The 18,460-nt window shown below is 71.6% G+C and carries 16 protein-coding genes; 6 read left to right on the top strand and 10 right to left on the bottom strand.

The features are described 5' to 3' along the window. Positions 1-53: 53 nt before the first annotated feature. The 6 genes from ABEA43_RS37355 to ABEA43_RS37330 form a co-directional block, all read right to left on the bottom strand. A complete protein-coding gene (locus ABEA43_RS37355) occupies positions 54-1,679 on the bottom strand; it encodes a serine/threonine-protein kinase (RefSeq protein WP_345569445.1) in 1,626 nt (541 codons plus the stop codon). A gap of 61 nt (positions 1,680-1,740) precedes the next feature. Next, entirely contained in the window at positions 1,741-2,349 is a 609-nt protein-coding gene (locus ABEA43_RS37350) for an HAD family hydrolase (RefSeq protein WP_345569443.1), read from the bottom strand. Then, on the bottom strand, positions 2,339-3,412 hold the full coding sequence (locus ABEA43_RS37345) for an ABC transporter ATP-binding protein (protein ID WP_345569442.1): 1,074 nt from the start codon (positions 3,410-3,412) through the stop codon (positions 2,339-2,341). The genes ABEA43_RS37350 and ABEA43_RS37345 overlap by 11 nt, the downstream gene beginning before the upstream one ends. Then, positions 3,409-4,251 (bottom strand): ABC transporter permease, encoded by an 843-nt coding sequence (locus ABEA43_RS37340; protein ID WP_345569440.1) that lies wholly within the window; start codon positions 4,249-4,251, stop codon positions 3,409-3,411. The genes ABEA43_RS37345 and ABEA43_RS37340 overlap by 4 nt, the downstream gene beginning before the upstream one ends. Further along, positions 4,239-5,063: an ABC transporter permease gene (locus ABEA43_RS37335; protein WP_345569437.1), complete on the bottom strand. Its 825-nt coding sequence runs from the start codon at positions 5,061-5,063 to the stop codon at positions 4,239-4,241. The genes ABEA43_RS37340 and ABEA43_RS37335 overlap by 13 nt, the downstream gene beginning before the upstream one ends. Beyond that, positions 5,060-6,100 (bottom strand): ABC transporter substrate-binding protein, encoded by a 1,041-nt coding sequence (locus tag ABEA43_RS37330; protein ID WP_345569435.1) that lies wholly within the window; start codon positions 6,098-6,100, stop codon positions 5,060-5,062. The genes ABEA43_RS37335 and ABEA43_RS37330 overlap by 4 nt, the downstream gene beginning before the upstream one ends. A 226-nt stretch (positions 6,101-6,326) precedes the next feature. On the opposite strand from ABEA43_RS37330, the gene ABEA43_RS37325 reads away from it, so the two are divergent. The 3 genes from ABEA43_RS37325 to ABEA43_RS37315 all read left to right on the top strand — a co-directional run bounded on the left by ABEA43_RS37325 (position 6,327) and on the right by ABEA43_RS37315 (position 11,078). Continuing rightward, entirely contained in the window at positions 6,327-7,073 is a 747-nt protein-coding gene (locus ABEA43_RS37325; RefSeq protein WP_345569433.1) for a GntR family transcriptional regulator, read from the top strand. 79 nt (positions 7,074-7,152) lie between these two features. Beyond that, on the top strand, positions 7,153-7,419 hold the full coding sequence (locus tag ABEA43_RS37320) for a DUF6504 family protein (RefSeq protein ID WP_345569431.1): 267 nt from the start codon (positions 7,153-7,155) through the stop codon (positions 7,417-7,419). Continuing rightward, positions 7,419-11,078, top strand: coding sequence for a DNA polymerase III subunit alpha (locus tag ABEA43_RS37315; protein WP_345569429.1), 3,660 nt, complete (start codon positions 7,419-7,421; stop codon positions 11,076-11,078). The genes ABEA43_RS37320 and ABEA43_RS37315 overlap by 1 nt, the downstream gene beginning before the upstream one ends. 14 nt (positions 11,079-11,092) lie before the next feature. On the opposite strand, the gene ABEA43_RS37310 is transcribed toward ABEA43_RS37315, so the two are convergent. Beyond that, on the bottom strand, positions 11,093-11,806 hold the full coding sequence (locus tag ABEA43_RS37310) for a DUF4328 domain-containing protein (protein WP_345569428.1): 714 nt from the start codon (positions 11,804-11,806) through the stop codon (positions 11,093-11,095). Between the two features lie 46 nt (positions 11,807-11,852). After that, positions 11,853-12,500, bottom strand: a complete 648-nt coding sequence (locus tag ABEA43_RS37305; protein ID WP_345569426.1) for a response regulator — start codon at positions 12,498-12,500, stop codon at positions 11,853-11,855. Positions 12,501-12,592: 92 nt separating this feature from the next. Here ABEA43_RS37305 and ABEA43_RS37300 point away from each other — a divergent pair, with 92 nt between their 5' ends. Together ABEA43_RS37300 and ABEA43_RS37295 are read left to right on the top strand one after the other, a co-directional pair. Next, positions 12,593-13,270, top strand: coding sequence for an ABC transporter ATP-binding protein (locus ABEA43_RS37300; protein ID WP_345569425.1), 678 nt, complete (start codon positions 12,593-12,595; stop codon positions 13,268-13,270). After that, on the top strand, positions 13,267-15,204 hold the full coding sequence (locus ABEA43_RS37295; RefSeq protein ID WP_345569423.1) for an FtsX-like permease family protein: 1,938 nt from the start codon (positions 13,267-13,269) through the stop codon (positions 15,202-15,204). Before ABEA43_RS37300 ends, ABEA43_RS37295 begins: the two co-directional genes overlap by 4 nt. Here the strand turns inward: ABEA43_RS37295 and ABEA43_RS37290 are convergent, their stop codons facing one another. After that, positions 15,205-16,206, bottom strand: coding sequence for an LLM class F420-dependent oxidoreductase (locus ABEA43_RS37290; RefSeq protein ID WP_345569421.1), 1,002 nt, complete (start codon positions 16,204-16,206; stop codon positions 15,205-15,207). It lies immediately after the preceding gene. Between the two features lie 148 nt (positions 16,207-16,354). Here ABEA43_RS37290 and ABEA43_RS37285 point away from each other — a divergent pair, with 148 nt between their 5' ends. Next, complete coding sequence (locus ABEA43_RS37285) at positions 16,355-17,719, top strand: sulfatase family protein (protein WP_345569420.1); 1,365 nt, start codon at positions 16,355-16,357, stop codon at positions 17,717-17,719. A gap of 8 nt (positions 17,720-17,727) precedes the next feature. On the opposite strand, the gene ABEA43_RS37280 is transcribed toward ABEA43_RS37285, so the two are convergent. Further along, the gene (locus ABEA43_RS37280; RefSeq protein ID WP_345569419.1) at positions 17,728-18,429 is read right to left on the bottom strand and encodes a FadR/GntR family transcriptional regulator; all 702 of its coding nucleotides are present in this window, start codon (positions 18,427-18,429) and stop codon (positions 17,728-17,730) included. Positions 18,430-18,460: the final 31 nt, after the last annotated feature.

Raw genomic sequence — 18,460 nt, 5'->3', positions numbered from 1 at the left:
GGTTCTACGGGGCTGGTTGCCTCAAGCCTTCGAGCAGGGCCCCGCGAGGCGGGTCAGGGCTCCTTCTTACCGCGCAGCTCGAAGTCGTCGAACGTCGTCTTCAGCAGCGACTCGCTCCCCTTGGGCGTACGCGCGAACACCCCCACATACCCGTTCCCGATGCCGTTGGGGTCGTCCACCTCGTGCACCCGCTGATCGTTCACCCACATCGTCAGCCGCACCGCAGACCCGGACTGCTCGCACGACGCCACGATCCTGGCCTTGCCGGGCAGCCCCTCCACCTGCACCGGCTGGGCCAGCGTCCCGCCGGACCCGTCCACGATGCGGCGGATCCGCGCCTTGCCCGTCGTGTCGAGCGCGAACTCGTAGTAGGTGTCGTCATTGTCGGAGTTGTGGCAGTAGATGCCGTATTCGCCCGTCCCGGTCGTCTTCTTGACCTCGGCGGTGACGGCGACGACGACGGTCGAGGGCAGCATCGGCGTGGGCGTGGCCGACGGGTCCGGCGTGGTCGTCGGCGTGGCGATGAGGAAGGGGATGGGAGCCTTGGCCCACCGCTCCTCGTACCCTTCCTCCACGTCCAGCCCGTACGTCCCGTCCGTACGGTAGCCGTAGCTCGCGCTCTCGTCGGGATCGTAGGTCCCGTTCCAGCCGCCGGAGGTCTGGGTGAAGTCCTCGCGATAGAGCACGCCCAGGTCGTCGGGCGGCCCGCTCGGGCTGAGCACCGCCCAGGCGGTCACGGACCCGGCCACGAGCAGCGCGACGGCCGCCGCGAGGACGGCGATCAGCCGGCCGCGCCGCTTGGCGCCGCTGGGCATGGCCCCGGTGAACGGCGTGGTCGCGCGCTGCCAGGCCACCTGTACGGTGTGCGCCGCCTGCTCAGGCGCGGCCGAGCGCCCGACGAGGTGGTCGAGCAGCTGCTGAGCGGTCGGCCGCAGAGCCGGGTCCTTCTGCAGCGCGGCCCCGACCAGCTCACGCAGACCGGGCTCGACGTCGTCCAGCTTCGGCTCGGTGTTGAGCACCTGGTAGACGATCGCCGGCAGCGTGTCGCCGCCGAAGGGCGCCCGCCCGCTGGCCGCGTACGCGACCAGGCAGCCCCAGGAGAACACGTCGCAGGCCGGCGACACCGGATCGCCCCGCAGCACCTCGGGGGCCATGTAGCGGGGCGTCCCGACCAGCTCGCCGGTGCCCGTGACACCCCCGAGGGTGTCGAGTGCCCGCGCGATGCCGAAGTCGATCACCCGCGGGCCGACGGGGGACAGCAGCACGTTGGACGGCTTGAGATCCCTGTGCACCACCCCGGCCCCGTGGATGGCGGTCAGCGCGGTCGCCACGCTGACGGCCAGCGCGTCGAGGCTGGAGCCGCGCAGGGGCCCCGACTGGCGTACGGCCTCCTCCAGGTTCGGGCCCGGCACGTATTCGGTCACCACGTAGAGCAGGCCGCCGTCGAGCGCGGCCTCGATCACCGCGGCCGTGCAGAACCTGCGCACCCGCTGCGCCGCGTCGGCCTCCCTGCGAAAGCGCATGCGGAACTGCTCGTGCTGGCTGAGCTCCGGGTTGATCACCTTGACGGCGACCCGCTGGCCGGCGGGGTCCTCGGCGAGATGGACCGTCCCCATCCCACCCCGGCCCAGCACGCTCAGCAGCCTGTAGCGCCCGATGTGGGAGGTTTCACCGTTCACGCCGGGCAAGCTTACCGACACGGGCCCGGTAACCGCAGACCCCATTGGGGAGACAGGCCTTTCACCGGAAGGAGGCGCGCAGGCGGTCGAGCGTGGGCAGGCCGCGTTCCGGCCCCGCGACCAGCACGTGGCAGCCCGCCGCGGTGGCCGCCGCGATGCCCGCCGGGCTGTCCTCGATGGCGACGCACCGCCGCGGGGCCGCGCCGAGCCGGCGGGCCGCCTCCAGGTACGGATCCGGGTACGGCTTGCCCCGCACCGTGTCCTCGTTCGCGATCACCAGGTCGAACGCGTGCCCCAGCCGCGGCAGCACCAGCTCCACGATGCTCCGGGGCGACGCGCTGACCAGGGCGGTCGGGACGGCGGTCGCGGCGAGCCCGGCCAGCAGCTCCGATGCGCCCGGCATGAGCGTCACCTCCCGCCCGACCCGCTCGGCGAACGCGTCGGTGAGCCGCCCGGCCACCTCCTGCCGGCCGGGATCGTCCCCGAGCAGGTGGCGGGCCACGTCCTCGATCGTCCGCCCATGGACGTGGGGCAGGTCGGCGGGCCCGAGCGGCCGCCCGAGGGACGCGGCGACGGCGGCGGCCGCCTCCCACCACAGTCCCTCGGTGTCCACCAGCGTGCCGTCCATGTCCAGCAGGACGGCGTCGAGCCCCGCGAGGTCAGACGGCATCGGCGGCGATGACGGGTACGGGGACCGTGACCGTGCGCGCCGCCACCAGGACAGGGCGCTCCACCAGCCGGACCGTGACGCGTGTCCCGGGCCCGAGCCGGGCCGCCTCGTGCCCCGGCACGTCCGCGAGCACCTCGCCGCCCTCCACGGCCACCCTGAGGCGCACAGAGGCACCGCGGAAGGACGCGGCGAGCACTTCGGAGGGACCGTCGGCGGCGGGCACGATCCGCACCGCCTCCGGACGGATCAGCACGTCCACGGACGGATCCGCAGGAGCGGGACCGTCGAGCGGCAGGAGCTGGCCGAGCACCGTGACCTGATCGCCCGAGACGCGCCCGGCCAGATGGTTCATGGTGCCGACGAACTCGGCCACGAACGGCGTGGCCGGCCGGTCGTAGACCTCGGCGGGCGGGCCCACCTGTTCGAGCCGCCCGTCCCGGAGCACCGCCACCCGGTCGGCGATGGACAGCGCCTCCTCCTGGTCGTGCGTGACGAAGATGGTGGTGATGCCGAGGCCGAGCTGCAGCCGCCGGATCTCCTCGCGCAGCGCCACCCGTACCTTGGCGTCCAGTGCCGACAACGGCTCGTCCAGCAGCAGGACGCGGGGCTCCAGGGCCAGCGCGCGGGCCAGGGCGACGCGCTGCTGCTGGCCACCGGAGAGCTGGTGCGGGTAGCGGTCGGCGTGTGCAGGCAGGCCGACCATTTCGAGGAGCTCGTCCGCCTTCGTCCGCCTCGTGGCCGTGGGCACCTTGCGTACGCGCAGGCCGAAGGCGACGTTGTCGCGGGCGTTCAGGTTGGGGAAGAGGGAGTACGACTGGAACACCATGCCCGCGTCCCGCTTGCTGGCCGGAACATCCGTGATGTCCCGGCCGTCCACCAGCACCGCCCCGGAGTCCGGCCGTTCGAACCCGGCCACGCACCGCAGCGCCGTCGTCTTGCCGCACCCGGAGGGCCCCAGCAGGGCGACGAACTCGCCGGGGGAGACGGTCAGGTCGAAGCCGTCCAGCGCGACCGTCTTGCCGAACACCCGCCGCAGCCCGCGAAACTCCACCGATGCGGTCATTTCCCCTTTTCCTTCCCAAAAACGGTCGACACGGCGAGCAGCAGCAGCCAGATGAGCAGGAGGCTGAGGATGGAGACCGCGACGGAGAGCTGCCCCTTGGACCCGGAGACCGTCACGATCCACACCGCGAACGGCTCGTACCCCAGCAGGCTGGCGACGGTGTACTCGCCCAGCACCAGCGCCAGCGTCAGGAACGACGCGCTGGCCAGCGCCGAGCGCAGGTTGGGCACGATCACCCGCACCAGCACGCAGGGCCACGAGGCCCCCAGGTTGCGCGCCGCCTCCACCAGCGTCCGCACGTCCATCGTGCGCAGCCCCGCGTCCAGCGACCGGTAGACGAACGGCAGCACCAGCACCACGTACGCCAGCACCAGCACGACGGGGAACGCCGGATCCTGCACCGCGATCAGCGTGCCCCAGAACGGCGTGGGCGCGAGCACCTCGGTCCCGGTGCGCAGCGACGTGCCGATCCCGGCCACGAACGTGATCGGCGGCACCACCAGCGGCACCGTGCACAGCACCTCCATGACGGGCCGCAGCCGCGGCGCGAAGAGCCGTACGGCGAGCATCGCGGGCAGTGCGAGCAGCAGCACCAGCACGATGGTCGCGACCGCCAGTGACAGCGACAGCGCCAGCGACCGCACGAAGCCCTCGGCCGTCAGCAGCTCGCCGTACGCCGACAGCGACACCCCGGTGGTCGGCGTGTAGACCGTGTACCAGAGCGAGGCGCACAGCGGGATGAGGAAGTAGGCCGCGGCCAGCAGGAACACCACCCCGCGCCACACCCTCGGCCGGGCGGCGGTCCCCGAGACGCGCTCCAGGCCGGTCAGTGCAACCATCGGGAGCTCCTCTTCTGCAGCGGCAGGTAGATCGCCATCACCAGCCCGGCCACGACGACCATGTCCACGCTGAGGGCCAGCGCGATGTTCTCGTAGCCGACCAGCACGTCTCCGGTGAGCGCGCTGGCGATCTTCAGCGTGACGAGCGGCACGACGGTGCCGACCATGGCGTTCGCGGTGGCGTAGGCGGAGAAGGCCGAGCCGAACAGCAGCACCACACCGCCCAGCATCGCGGGCGCCAGCACGGGCAGCGCGACGAAGCGCCAGTAGTGCCAGGAGCTCGCGCCGCTGCTGGCCGCCGCCTCGCGCCACTGCGGCCGCAGCCCGTCCAGCGCCGGCGCCATGACCAGGACCATCAGCGGGATCGAGAAGTACAGGTAGACCACGACCAGGCCCCAGAACGTGTACAGGGAGCCCGACGGCAGCCCGGCCATTCCGCTGATCACGCCGGAGTTGCCGAGCGTGGCGATCCAGAAGAAGGCCAGCGGCACGCCGCCGAAGTTGGCCAGCACGCCCGAGGCCGTCAGCACGGCCTCGCGCAGCAGGGTGAAGCGGGAGGTCACGACGGCGGAGGCGAAGAACGTCCCCAGCACGGCCCCCAGCAGCGCGACCACGGCCGACAGCTTGACGCTGCCGATCATCGCGGTGAGGTAGCCGCCCTGCAGGCTCTGCGACAGGTTCGCCAGGCTCGGCCGCCCCTGCGCCGTGAACGCCCCCGCCACCAGCGCGATGGCGGGGACGCCGAACACGAATGCGAAGAACGCCAGCAGCGGCAGCGCGCCCAGCCAGCCCCTCGAACGGGAGCGGGTCATCCCGAGATCGCGGCGTCCCAGCCGCTGGCCAGCTTGGCCTTGGCCGCGTCCACCTGCTCGGTCGTGGGGAACGTGGGAGTGCCCTCCACCGCGGGCAGCTTCTCCTCCAGCGTCTTGTCCGAGGTGCCGTCGGCGCTCATCGCGGGCAGCAGGACGGGACGGGCGAAGCCCTTGAGGTAGAGGTTCTGGCCCTCGGCGCTGTACAGGTATTCCTGCCACAGCCGCGCGGCGGCCGGGTGCGGGGCGTCCTTGTTGACGGCCTGGGCGTACATCTGGAAGTACTTGCCGTCCGTGGGCACGTTGACCTTCCAGTCGAGGCCCTTGGCCGCCATCTGGGGCGCGTAGGCGGCGTTGTTGTAGTCCCAGTCGATGCTGATCTGGGTCTCGCCCTTCTCGATGGTGGCGGGCGTGGTCTCCACCGGGTTGTAGTTGCCGGCGTCCTTCAGCTTCTTGAAGAACTCGATGCCGGGCTGGATGTCGTCGAAGGAGCCGCCGCTGGCGATGGAGGCCGCGTACACGCCGGCGAAGGCCGAGCCGGACTTGGTGGGATTGCCGTTCATCGCGACCTTGCCCTTGTACTCGGGCTTGAGCAGGTCGGCGAAGCTCGCCGGGCAGGCGGTGATCTTCTTCGCGTCGCAGCCGATGGACACGTAGCCGCCGTAGTCGTTGACCCAGAGCCCGGTGGCCTCCTTCTGCCCCTCGGGGATCTTGTCGAACGCCTGCACCTTGTACGGGGCGAACAGCCCCTCCTTGGCGCCGCTGATCGCGAACGACTGACCGAGGTCCAGCACGTCGGGCGCGCGGTCCTGGCCCTTGCGGGTCTTCACGGCGTTGATCTCGTCCGCGCTGGCCGCGTCGGGGGTCTCGCTCTCGATCTTGATGCCGTACTTGGCCTGGAACTTCTCGATGATCTCGCCGTAGTTGGCCCAGTCGGGGGGCAGGGCGATGACGTGGAGGTTCCCCTCCTTCTTGGCCGCCTCGACGAGCTTGTCGAATCCGCCGAAATCGGCGGCGGAGGCGGCGGTGGCCGCGTTCACACCGCCTCCCGACGCCTGAGTGGTCTGCTGGGTGCTGGGGGCGGCGCCGCATGCCGCGGTGACTACGGTGAGGGCTGCGACAACGCCGGCCGAACGGGCGCGAGATGTGAACACGACGCCTCCACTTTCCAGGGGGTGTGGAAAGAACTTAAGGGAACTTGTACAAACAAGCGAGCACTAGTAAGTCGCATAAATATTGCTCTTTCGTGAATGGGAAGGGTCGGGGATGGTTGCTCGCTATGAACGGATCGCTGATGAGCTGCGGGACGAGATCCTGACCGGTGCGCATCCGGTCGGTTCCCAGCTCCCGAGCGAGTCCGAGCTGGCCGTACGCTTCCGCGCGGCCCGCGGGACCGTGCGCCAGGCGGTGGCCGTGCTGGCCGCCGAGGGCCTGGTCGGCTCCAGGCAGGGCGCCAGGCGCATCGTGCTCGGCAACGACCGCAGCCAGAGCTTCGCCGAGCTGCACAGCTTCGCGCAGTGGGCGCGCGCCAACGGCTACCGCTTCGGCGGCCAGGTGATCGGCCAGCGCCGCAGGCGCGCGAGCGGCGCCGAGTCCGCCAGGCTCGGCCCTGGAGAGGTGCTGGAGGTGCTGCGCCTGCGCTCGCTGGAGGACGAGCCGGTGCTGGTCGAGCGGACGGTGTACGCCGGGTGGGTGGCCGGCGCCGTCGAAGGGCTGCCGGCCGGCTGCGAGTCGGTCACCGAGGCGTTGTACGACTCGATCGGGCTGGTGTTCGCCTACGGCGAGCATCTCATCGACGCGGTCCCCGCCGGGGCGCAGGACGCCAGGCTGCTGGGGGTGCGCCGGGGCAGCCCGCTCCTGCGGCAGCGCAGGACCACGACCACGCACGAGGGCAGGCCCGTGGAGTCGTCGGACGACCGCTACCGCCCCGGCAGCGTGACCTTCAGCATCCGCAACTCGATCGGCGCCAACCCGCTCGTCCGGCGGGCGGGCGACTTGCGTTTCGGGGCGTAAGAACATATGTTCGAGTCGTAAGCGCCCGTCTTCCCCCGGGTGGCTCAGCATACGGACCAGAGCCGCGGGGAGAAGCGTCTTGAGCAGACTCTATGGCGATCCGATAGAGGTGTGGACCAGGGACGGGGAGCCGACCCAGTTCGTCTGGCGCGACCGGCTCTATCTCGTTCGCAACGTTCTCGACCACTGGGTGGTCGCGCGCGAGTGGTGGAAGACCGGTGAGGGCGACCCCGGCGAGCGTCAGTTCTGGCGGGTGGAGGCCAGTCCCGGGCGCGAGGTGGGCTCGTACGAGCTGAGATACGACACCGCCAGCAACGGCTGGCTGCTGTTGCGGGCGTGGGACTGATGGCGCCCCCCTTCCCGCACCTCAACGTGTGCTCCGCGTACTCCATGCGCTACGGCACCGCCTTCCCGCAGGCGCTGGTGAAGCGGGCGTCCGAGCACGGGATGGACATCCTGGCGCTGACCGACCGCGACGGGCTCTACGGTGCGATCAAGCACGCCCAGGCGTGCGCGGAGGCCGGCATCGCCCCGGTCTTCGGCGTGAACCTGGCGCTCGACCTCCCCGCCTCGGCCTTCAGCCCGGTCCCGGGGATCAGGACGCCCAGGCCCAGGACCGGTCCCGAGTCCGAGGACCGCGTCACGGTGCTGGCCCGCTCCGGCGGCTGGTCGCGCCTGTGCCGGCTGGTCACGGCCGCGCACCACGCGGGCGAGCGCGGCGCGCCCAAGGTGACCCGCGAGCTGGTCGGCGAATGGGCGGGCGGCCCGGGGGAGGGGCGCGGCGGCGAGCACGGGCTCGGTGACGAGGACGGGCTCGTGGTGCTGCTCGGCCCCCGGTCCGACGTGGGCAGGGCGGTGGCCGCGCGGCGCGAGGAGCAGGCCAGGACGCTGCTCGGCCTGTGGCGCTCCGCGGTGCCCGGCGTGGTGATCGAGCTGGTCGACCAGTACGGCTTCCGCGACGCCACCACGGCCGTCCGCATGCTCGGCCTGGCCGAGTCCATGGGCGTGCCGGCCGTGCTGACCAACGCGGCCCGCTACCTCGACCCGGCTGACCACCAGGTGGGCGACGTGCTCGACGCGGCCCGTCAGCTCGTCCCCCTGCACCCGCGCCACCTGGAACGCACCACTTCGCACGCCTATCTCAAGAGCACCAAGGAGATGTGGCAGGTGGCGGCCAAGGTCTGCGGCGCGGACCAGGAGCGGGTCGCGCGGCTGCTGTTCACCACCAGGCGGCTGGCCGAGGCGTGCGCGATCGAGCCGGCCGAGCTGCTCGCGCTGAAGAACGACCCGCCCAACCTGCACCTGCCCGAGATCGGCCGCGACCCGGTGCCGCTGCTGCGCCACCGGGTCGAGGACGGGCTGCTCAGGCGCGGGCTCGGCCGCTCGGACGATGCCAGGGAACGCCTGATGGACGAGCTGGCCGTGATCGAGAAGAAACGCCTGTCCGGATATTTCATAGCCGTGGCCGGCATCACGGACATGATCCGCGGCATGGGCATCCGCTGCGCCATCCGCGGCTCAGGAGCGGGCAGCCTGGTCAACTACCTCATCGGCATCGGCGAGGTGAACCCGCTCGAACACGGCCTGCTCATGGAGCGTTTCCTCTCGGAGGGCCGCATCGGGCTGCCGGACATCGACGTGGACGTCGAATCCGCCCGCAGGCTCGACTGCTACCAGGCCATCTTCGAGCGGTACGGCGAGGCGCGGGTGGCCTGCGTGTCGATGATGGAGACCTACCGGGCGCGCAGCGCCATCCGCGACGTCGCGGGGGCGATGGGCCTGCCCCCGCACGAGATCGACGCGATCGCGAAGGCGTTCCCGCACATCAGGGCCAGGCAGATCACCGCGTCCCTGGCCGACCTGCCCGAGCTGCGCGAGAGCCGGCTCGGGGAGGCGGGGCTGGACCGGGTGTTCCGGCTGGCGGAGAAGCTGGACGGGCTGCCCAGGCACATCGCGCTGCACCCGTGCGGCGTGCTGATCGGCAACGCGGGGCTGCGCGACAGGACGCCGGTGGAGCGCAGCATGCTGGAGTTCCCGATGTCGCAGTTCGACAAGGACGACGTGGAGGAGGCCGGGCTGCTCAAGCTCGACGTGCTGGGCGTGCGGATGCAGTCCGCCCTGTCGTACGCGCTGAGCGAGATCAAGCGGGTGGACGACGTCGTGGTCGAGCTGGACGCGCAGCAGGGCGGCGACCCGGACGTGCAGTACGTGCCGCACGACGACCAGGAGACCTACGACATGATCTGCGCCTCCAGGACCCTCGGCTGCTTCCAGATCGAGTCGCCTGGGCAGCGCGAGCTGGTCGCCAAGCTGGAGCCGCGCAGGATGCACGACCTCATCGTGGACATCTCGCTGTTCAGGCCGGGGCCGGTCAACTCCGACATGGTCACCCCCTATCTGGAGGCCAGGCATGGGTGGCGGCAACCGTACTATCCGCACGAGAAACTGCGGGAGGCGCTCAAGGAGACGCACGGTGTCGTGGTGTTCCACGAGCAGGTGCTGAAGATCATCTCGGTGATGACCGGGCAGGACCTGTCGTTCGCCGAGAAGCTGCGGCGCACGCTGTCCACGCCGGAGGGACGGGAGCGGGTGCGCAAGACGTTCGTGCCCATGGCCAAGGCCGGCGGCTTCGACGACGCGGCGGTGGAGCGGGCCTGGCAGGTGCTGGACGCGTTCGGGGCGTTCGGGTTCTGCAAGGCGCACGCGGCGGCGTTCGCGCTGCCCACCTACCAGTCGGCGTGGCTCAAGCGGCATCACGCGGCGGCGTTCTTCGCCGGGGTGCTCACGCACGAGCCCGGCATGTACCCGCCGCGCGTCATCATCGACGAGGCCAGGCAGTGCGGGGTCAAGATCCTGCAGCTCGACATCAACAAGTCCGGCAAGGACTGGCGGGTGGAGCGGCTCGGGCCGCGCGTCCAGGTGCGCGTGCGCCCCGCCGCCCTGGGCGGCGACGCGCGGCGCCGGGTCAGAGACTTCAAGATCGGGGAGATCGGCAGAGGGTACGCGTTGCGGGTCCCGTTCTCGGCGATCAAGGGAGTGAGCGAGGCCGAGGTCGAGCGGATGGTCGCCGGGCAGCCGTACACGTCGCTGGCCGACTTCTGGGACCGTGCCAGGCCCTCGCGGCCCACGATCGAGCGGATCGTCCAGGTCGGCGGCCTGGACGCGCTCCACGACCTGCACCCGGGCGGCCCGCGATGGCGTCCCGGCGAGCTGACCAGGCGTGACCTGATCGCCCAGGTCGGGGCGCTCGACCGGGCCTCGGCGATCGGCGTGCGGGCGGGCCCGCGCAAGTCCAAGCGCTACACCTCGCACCTGGATCTCTCCTCGCGGCCGGCCGCGCAGCCGTCGGTGCAGCTCCCGCTGGGGTTCAGCGAGCACCTGCCGCCCGGCGAGCTGCCCGAGATGACGGAGACGGAGATGGTCGAGGCCGAGCTGGAGATCCTCGGCATCGACATCAGCCGCCACGTCATCAGCTTCCACGACGAGCTGCTCGACGCGCTCGGCGTGGTCAGGTCCAGAGACCTGCTCGCGCAGCGCAACGGGGCGGAGGTGCTGGTCGCGGGGGTCAAGGTGGCGACACAGACCCCGGCGGTGCGCTCGGGCCAGCGTGTCATCTTCACCACGCTCGACGACTCGACGGGGCCGATCGACCTGACGTTCTTCGAGTCGGTGCAGGGGCGGTGCGCGGCGACGGTGTTCGGCTCGTGGCTCATGCTGGCCAGGGGGGTGGTCAGGCGCACGGGCACCCGAGCGGTGTCGATGCGCGCCGTCGACTGCTGGAACCTGACGGACCTGGACGCGTTGTGGCGCGCCCAGGGCGTCGAGGCGGTCCGCGCCATGCTCGCCCGGACTCCCGAGGATCTCGCGGGGGTCGGCGGGCGCAGGATCGAGTACGCCAACGGCTTCAGGCTCTCGCCCTACTCCGACCTCGGCCCGGCCATCTCCGGGCCGCCCAGGAAGCTCTGGCACGCCAGCCAGGGCAGCTCGGGTCCGACGGCGGCCTAGCCCGTATGCCCGATCTAGCCCGTGTGCCCGATCGGCGTGCTGCCCGTGGACGGCTGCGGCGAGAAGGCGCGTACGGTCTCAGGCTCGGCCCTGCAGGTGCGGGCGGCCTGCTGGAGCCGGGTCAGCTCGCGCACGGTGGTCGCGCACAGCAGGGCGGCCACCGCCGAGCAGGCCAGCTCGGGCACCCCCACCCCCGTCAGGTCGCCGGCGGACGAGTCGAGCGGCAGCCGGATCGTGACCAGCGCCAGCGTGGCCAGCCAGCTCACCCACCATCCGGTGAGCAGCGCGAGCCACCGCCCCCGCTGCCCGGCGGGCGGCCTGGTGCGCCGCCACACCTCGTCCACCAGCACGGCGGGCGCGACCAGGTTGAGGCCCGGGATCAGCCAGGCGGCGGCCACCGGGCCGGAGGCCGCCGAGCGGTCGTTGGCCTGCCTGGCGCGTACGAGCCAGGTCACGTAGGCGGCGGCGGCGGCGATCGAGGTGCCCGCCACCAGCATCATCAGCACCGCGAACATCGTCACCGCCCCCACCACCGCCTCCGCGTCCGCTCCCTGGGGCCGGCCGCCGAACGCGGCGAGCTGGGCGGCGAGCCGGCGGCCGCGGGACAGCTCGAAGATCACTAGAGCCCCGAGGGAAAGGACGTGGGCGGCAAGCGTCACATAGACGGCGGAGGCTGCTCTGACAGGCAGTGTCTGGGTGTAGCGCACGTTGTTCTCCCCCCGGGCCATGCGCTGAGGTTCTGATTCACTTGTATCCCGGGAGCCCCGCTGTTAATCAGCTCACCACGCCGGATTCCCACGCCCAAGCTGCGATTTCAACTCGATTGCGGACACCGAGCTTGGCCTGGATGCTGCCCAGGTGCGTCTTGACGGTCGAGAGCGACACGAACAGCTCCCCGGCCACCTCCTGATTGGTGCGTCCCCTGGCCACCAGGCGCACGACGTCCAGCTCGCGATCGGTCAGCGGATCGCTCGCCGGGGGCATGGCCCGCCGGGGCTGGGACAGGTGCTGCAACAGCCGTACGGTCACCGACGGCGACACCAGCGCGTCCCCGGCCGCGGCGGCCCTGACGGCCTCGATCAGCAGCGTGGGCCCGCTGTCCTTGAGCAGGAAGCCGGTGGCGCCCGAGCGCAGCGCGCCGTAGACGTACTCGTCCAGGTCGAACGTGGTGACGATGACCACCCTCAGGGGGCGCTCGACCCCGGGCCCGGCCAGGGCCCTGGTCACCTCCAGCCCGTCGAGCTTGGGCATTCTGATGTCGAGCAGGCACACGTCCGGCCTCAGCCGCCGGGCCTCGGACACCGCCTCCGCGCCGTCGGCCACGGCGGCCACGACTTCCATGTCCGGTTGAGCGTCCAAAATCATCTGGAAGCCGGTGCGCACCAGTTGCTGGTCGTCGGCGATGAGAACCCGAATAGTCACGCTCTCAACTCTAAGGATCAGCCGTTCGGCCGAGGCGGTTATGGTCGCACGGACGATCCGCCGGACCCCGCGCCGCCGCGAGGCTGGACGCCATGAACGACGTGCTTGTTGGACGAGCCCTGACCAAGAGGTTCGGGCAGACGGTCGCCCTGGGCGGCGTGGACATCGCGATACGGGCCGGCGAGGCCGTGGCGATCATGGGCCCGAGCGGCTCCGGCAAGTCGACCCTGCTGCACTGCCTGGCCGGGATCATGAAGCCGGACGCGGGCGAGGTGCACCTGCTCGGGCAGCGCATCGACGCCATGGGCGAGCGCAAGCGCAGCGCGCTGCGCCGTACCCGCTTCGGCTTCGTCTTCCAGTTCGGGCAGCTCCTGCCCGAGCTGCCCGCGGAGGAGAACGTGGCGCTCCCGCTCATGCTGGGCGGCGTGGCACGGGCCCAGGCGGTACGTCAGGCGCGGGAGTGGTTCGCGCCCCTCGGCCTGCAGAGCATGGAGTCCAGGCGGCCGGGCGAGCTGTCCGGCGGCCAGGCGCAGCGGGTGGCCATCGCCAGGGCGCTGGTGAGCAAGCCGGCCGTCGTGTTCGCCGACGAGCCCACGGGGGCGCTCGACCAGCGGACCGGGCAGGACACCATGCGCCTGCTCGTGGAGGCGACCAGGCACAACGACGCCTCCCTCATCGTGGTCACCCACGACCCGAACGTGGCCGCCTGGTGCGACCGCACCGTCGAGGTCCGCGACGGCCAGCTGCTGGCGGGCGGGGTGCCCGCATGAATCTCGGACTGGCCTGGCGGCTGCTCAGGGGCGGCGGCCGCAAGGGGATGCTGGGCACCTGGCTCACGCTGGGCGCCGTCGCCGTGTCCACGGCGCTGCTGCTGTTCGCCGTGGCCGCGAACTCCGCCTTCGAGGCCAGGGCCGAGCGCGGCGCCTGGCGCAACCCCGTGCCCGCGGGCGCGGGGGAGAGCGCGGTCGCGATCGAGGCGTCGCGCTTCGACTTCGTCCGCGACCAGGCGATCACGGTCGTCGATCTGGCCGATCTCGGCCGGGCGCCGGTGCCGCCCGGCATGCCGCGCTTCCCCGCGCCCGGCGAGGTGTGGCTGTCGCCCGCCCTGGCCGAACTGGCCAAGGAACTACCCGCCGACCAGCTCGCCAAGCGCTACCCGGACCCGGCGGGCGTGCTCGGCGACGCGGCGCTGGTCCATCCGGACGAGCTGGTCGCGGTCGTCGGCCACGAGCCTGCGGCACCGGAGATGACGGCGGCGCGCAGCGACGACTGGATCATCGCCAAGCCGCCCGTCAAGGTGTCCGGGCTGGCGGGCACGCCCAGCGAGGACGCGGAGGCGTACCGGGTGCTCACGCTCATCGCGAGCGTGCTCATGGTGGTGCCGCTGCTGGTGTTCGGCGGCGCCGCGGCCCGGCTCACGGTGGCCAGGCGCGACCAGCGGCTGGCCGCGCTCAGGCTGATCGGGGCCACGCCCGGCCAGGTGGCCGGGATGACGGTGGCGGAGGCGGTGATCGTGGCGCTGGCCGGCGCGCTCACGGGGGCCGCCGTCTTCGCCCTGGCCGTGCCGCTGCTGTCCGGCATCGAGATGCAGGGCGGCCCGTGGTTCGTCTCCGACCTGTTCCCCGAGCCGCTGCACCTGGCCGCGGTGCTGGTGGCGGTGCCGCTGCTGGTGGGGCTGTCGGCGGTGGCGGGGCTGCGGCGCGTCGTGGTCAGCCCGCTCGGCGTGGCCAAGCGGGAGACGCCGCCCGCCATGCGGTTCGTACGGGTGCTCGCCCTGCTGGCCGTGCTGGCCGTCTTCCCCCTGCTGAGCAGGGGATCCAGCGTCACGCTCATCGCCGTCGCGCTCGCCCTGGCGTTCCTGTGCATCAACCTGGCGGGACCCTGGGTGGTCGGCCTGATCGGCCGGATCACCGCGGGTGGCGCGCGCAAGCCGGCCCGGCTGCTGGCCGGCCGCCGCCTGGTGGACGATCCTCGCTCCGCCTGGCGCACCGTGAGCGGCGTGGCGCTGACCGGCTTCGTGGCGGGCTTCCTCGGACTGCTCAGCCCGGGTGCGTTCGCCGGCGACGGCGCACCGCCCCAGCTCCGCGTCACCGCGCCGGCCGGGCAGGTGGCGCAGGTGGCCGATCAGGCCCGTGAACGGCTGGCGGCGGCCAAGGTCACGGCCACCGTGAAGTCCACGAAGAACGTCGTGGCCGCGGCACTCGGCAGCAGCGCCGACGCGGCCGTCATCGACCGGGCGCGCACCGCGCTGACCGGGATCGTGCCCGGCCGCACGCCCACGACCCAGGACGACGACCAGCGCTTCGGCACCCAGATCCTGGACGACGTCCGGGTGGGCACGATCGTCGTGCTGTCGGTGTCGTTCCTGGTGGCCATCGCCAGCGCGGGGATCACGGCGGCGTCGTCGGTCCTGGACCGGCGGCAGACGTACGGGCTGCTGCGGCTGGCGGGCACGCCGCTGGAGGTGCTGGACGGTGCCAGGCGCGCGGAGACGCTCATCCCGCTGACGGTGATGGGCGGCGGGGCGATCCTGGTGGGGGTGTTCTGCGGGATGCCGTTCATGCTGGGCTCGGTGAGCGTGGTCGGGATGATCACGCTGCTGGGCTGCGTGGCCGCCGGGTTCGCCGGCGTGATCGGGGCGGGCGCGCTGAGCAGGCCGCTGCTGCGGTCGGTCACCGCCGACCCCGCGCCCCGCCCCGACTAGTCAGCCGAGCACCAGGTCGCGGACCAGCTTCAGCGAGGGCTCGTCGCGCGGGCCCATCACCAGCAGGCTCGTGACCGGGCTCTTGTGCCAGAGCTCCAGGCGTTCCTTGATCCGGCCGGGCGGGCCGACGAGTGAGATGCCGTCGGCCAGCTCGTCCGGGATCGCCTGGAACGCCTCGTCCTTGCGCCCGGCCAGGTAGAGCGCCTGGATGTGCTCGGCGGCCTCGGCGTAGCCCATCCTGCCGATGATGTCGGCGTGGAAGTTGCGCTGCTTGGCCCCCATGCCGCCGATGTAGAGCGTGAGCATCATCTTCACGCCGTCCAGGGCGGCGCGCACGTCGTCGGAGATCACCACCATCACCATGGCGGCCACGTCGAAGCCCTCGGCGGCGCCGGACAGCGCCTCGCCGTACATCTCCTCGATCTTGGCGGGGAACGCGAACAGCGGCAGCCAGCCCTGGGCCAGCTCGGCGGCCAGGGCGACGTTCTTGGGGCCCTCCGCGCCGAGATAGACGGGGATGTCACGGCGGAGCGGATGGGTGATGGACTTGAGCGGTTTGCCCAGGCCGCCCGGCAGCGGCAGGGGATAGTGCGGGCCGTCTCCCGTGACCGGCTCCTCGCGGCGCCACACCTGGCGCATGATGTCGACGTACTCGCGCGTTCTGGCCAGCGGCTTGGCGAACGGCTGGCCATACCAGCCCTCCACGACCTGCGGCCCGGACGCGCCGATGCCGAGCAGCAGGCGGCCGCCGGTGAGGTGGTCGAGGGTCATCGCGGTCATCGCCGTCGTGACGGGCGGCCTGGCCGAGATCTGGGCGATCGAGGTGCCCAGCTTGATGCGGCTCGTACGCGCTCCGTACCAGGCCAAGGGCGTGAACACATCGCTGCCGTACGCCTCGGCCGTCCACACCGAGTCGTAGCCGAGCCGCTCGGCGGCCAGCACCGACTCGGTCGCGTCGTCCGCGTTCCGCTGCCAGTAGCCGAGATTGAGGCCGAGTTTCATAGGACACCTCCCGAATTAAGTTCTATTACGGCGGAGGCGGTCCTAAGTGTCAATGGAGGATCTTCCGGGGAAGTCACACTCTGTGGTCAAGGGTCTCTGCCGTCTCGCCTGCCTGCTGGTTCTTCTGATGCCGGCGGCGGAGACGACGATGGCCGAAAGCGGCTCCCGGCCGAACATCGTGCTCATCATGGCCGACGACCTCGAGACCGGCACGCTCCCGTACTTTCCGAACATCACGCGCGAGCTCGTCGGCCAGGGCGCCTCGTTCGACCGGTTCTTCGTGACCAACTCCTGGTGCTGCCCGTCCAGGGCGTCGATCCTGCGCTCCCAGTACGTCCACAGCCACGGCGTGCTGACCAACACCGCGCCCGAAGGCGGATTCGACCGCTTCCACGCGCTGGATCTGGAACGTTCCACCGTCGGGACCTGGATGCAGCAGGCCGGATACCGCACCGGGCTGATGGGCAAGTTCCTCAACCACTATCCGGGGCGCACGGCCGACGAGTCGTTCGTGCCGCCGGGGTGGAACGAGTGGGACGTGCCGGTGCGCGACCTCTACGAGGAGTACGGCTACCGGCTCAACGAGAACGGCGAGCTGTTCGACTACGGCTGGTCGGAGCAGGACTACCTGTCGGACGTGCTGGCGCACAAGGCCCATGACTTCATCACCGGGTCGCAGGAGCCGTTCTTCCTCTACCTGGCGCCGATCGGGCCGCACAACCCGGCCAATCCCGCCATCCGGCACGCCGGGGCCTTCCCGACGGCCATGGCGCCGCGTACGCCGTCGTTCAACCAGGAGGACGTGAGCGCCGAGCCGCTCTGGCTGCAGGCCAGGCCGCCGATCTCCGAGTCCGGCATGGAGGGCGTGGACGAGCGCTACCGCGCCAGGCTGCGGGCCATGCTGGGCGTGGACGACCTGGTCGGCTCGGTGGTCCAGGCGCTGCGGGACTCCGGCAAGCTCGACGACACCTACATCTTCTTCACCTCCGACAACGGCTTTCATCTCGGCACCCATCGCCTCAAGCAGGGCAAGACCACGCCGTTCGACGAGGCGATCAGGGTGCCGCTCGTGGTGCGCGGGCCGGGCATCAAGGCGGGCTCCACGATCGACCGGCTGGGGGCCACGGTGGACCTGGCGCCGACGTTCACGGAGCTGGGCGGGGCCACGGCGGCGCCGTTCGCCGAAGGAAGGTCGCTGGCGCCGCTGCTGCGCGGCACGCCGCCCGCGGAGTGGCGGCGAAACGTGCTGGTCGAGTTCACCCGGCCGGCGAACAGGTCGTCGGCCGCCCAGACGCCGGTGCCGGCGTATCAAGCCCTGCGTACGGATCAGTACACGTATGTGCGTTATGAGACAGGGGAGACGCAGCTCTACGACCTGGCCGCGGACCCTTACCAGCTGCGCAACCTGGCGGGCAGCGCCGATCCCGCGCTGCTGGGAAGCCTGCAGGCGCGGCTGGCGGCGATGGCGGCCTGCTCGGGAGCCACGTGCCGGCAGGCCGACGTCCGCCAGTGATCGACCCCTCAGTGACCGAACAGCGACGGGTAGGCGTGCGCCAGGTGGTCGGTTACGGCTCGTGCGGCCTCGTCGGCGTCGCCGCCGCCGATCGCCTGGTGGATGCGCACGTGGTCGGCCCGCAGGATCGACGTGTCGCCCAGGCGCTGCACCGCTTCGACCGAGTATTTCCGCATCGAATCGCGTAGCGACCGCATGATGGCGGCGATGAGCCGGTTGCCCGACGCGTCCGCGATCGCGCAGTGGAAGGCCGTGTCGTGCTCCACGAACTCCTCGGCCGTCCTGGCGCCGTCCATCCCGGCCAGCGCGGCGGCGAGCCCGGCGGTGTCGGCCCCGGCGGCGGCCGCCTGCGCGGCGGCCCACTGCTCGATCATGTGCCGGGTGTCGATGACCTCGCGCATCTCCAGGCTGGCCAGCCCGAGGTGCAGCCGCAGCAGGTCCGTCAGCGCGGAGTCGGGCCGCGCGGTCAGTACGGCCCCCGCGTCAGGACCCCGGCCCACCTGCGAGGACACCACGCCCAGGGTCTCCAGGACGCGCATGGCCTCGCGCACCGACGAGCGGCTGACGCCGAGCTGCTCGGCGAGCTGGCGTTCGGCGGGCAGCCGGTCGCCGGCGGTCAGGCCGTCCTCGGCGATGCGCCGCTCGATCTGTGCGAGCACGTCCTCGAACGTCCGGGTTCGCTTGACGGGCCGCCAGCCGCTGCCGTCCAAACGAGCCTCCCTCGTGGTGGCCGGAAATGGT

Origin of the sequence: Nonomuraea rosea (genome assembly GCF_039539705.1) — a bacterium.
GTDB lineage: Bacteria > Actinomycetota > Actinomycetes > Streptosporangiales > Streptosporangiaceae > Nonomuraea > Nonomuraea rosea.
Note: the sequence above shows the minus strand (reverse complement) of the source record. Positions and strands in the feature narration are given on the sequence as shown.

Coding starts and splice junctions, on each gene's coding strand:
- ABEA43_RS37290 (WP_345569421.1), bottom strand. CDS start 16,206: ATGAAACTCGGCCTCAATCTCGGCTACTGGCAGCGGAACGCGGACGAC.
- ABEA43_RS37310 (WP_345569428.1), bottom strand. CDS start 11,806: ATGGCCCGGGGGGAGAACAACGTGCGCTACACCCAGACACTGCCTGTC.
- ABEA43_RS37345 (WP_345569442.1), bottom strand. CDS start 3,412: ATGACCGCATCGGTGGAGTTTCGCGGGCTGCGGCGGGTGTTCGGCAAG.
- ABEA43_RS37285 (WP_345569420.1), top strand. CDS start 16,355: ATGGCCGAAAGCGGCTCCCGGCCGAACATCGTGCTCATCATGGCCGAC.
- ABEA43_RS37340 (WP_345569440.1), bottom strand. CDS start 4,251: ATGGTTGCACTGACCGGCCTGGAGCGCGTCTCGGGGACCGCCGCCCGG.
- ABEA43_RS37300 (WP_345569425.1), top strand. CDS start 12,593: ATGAACGACGTGCTTGTTGGACGAGCCCTGACCAAGAGGTTCGGGCAG.
- ABEA43_RS37325 (WP_345569433.1), top strand. CDS start 6,327: ATGGTTGCTCGCTATGAACGGATCGCTGATGAGCTGCGGGACGAGATC.
- ABEA43_RS37350 (WP_345569443.1), bottom strand. CDS start 2,349: ATGCCGTCTGACCTCGCGGGGCTCGACGCCGTCCTGCTGGACATGGAC.
- ABEA43_RS37295 (WP_345569423.1), top strand. CDS start 13,267: ATGAATCTCGGACTGGCCTGGCGGCTGCTCAGGGGCGGCGGCCGCAAG.
- ABEA43_RS37315 (WP_345569429.1), top strand. CDS start 7,419: ATGGCGCCCCCCTTCCCGCACCTCAACGTGTGCTCCGCGTACTCCATG.
- ABEA43_RS37335 (WP_345569437.1), bottom strand. CDS start 5,063: ATGACCCGCTCCCGTTCGAGGGGCTGGCTGGGCGCGCTGCCGCTGCTG.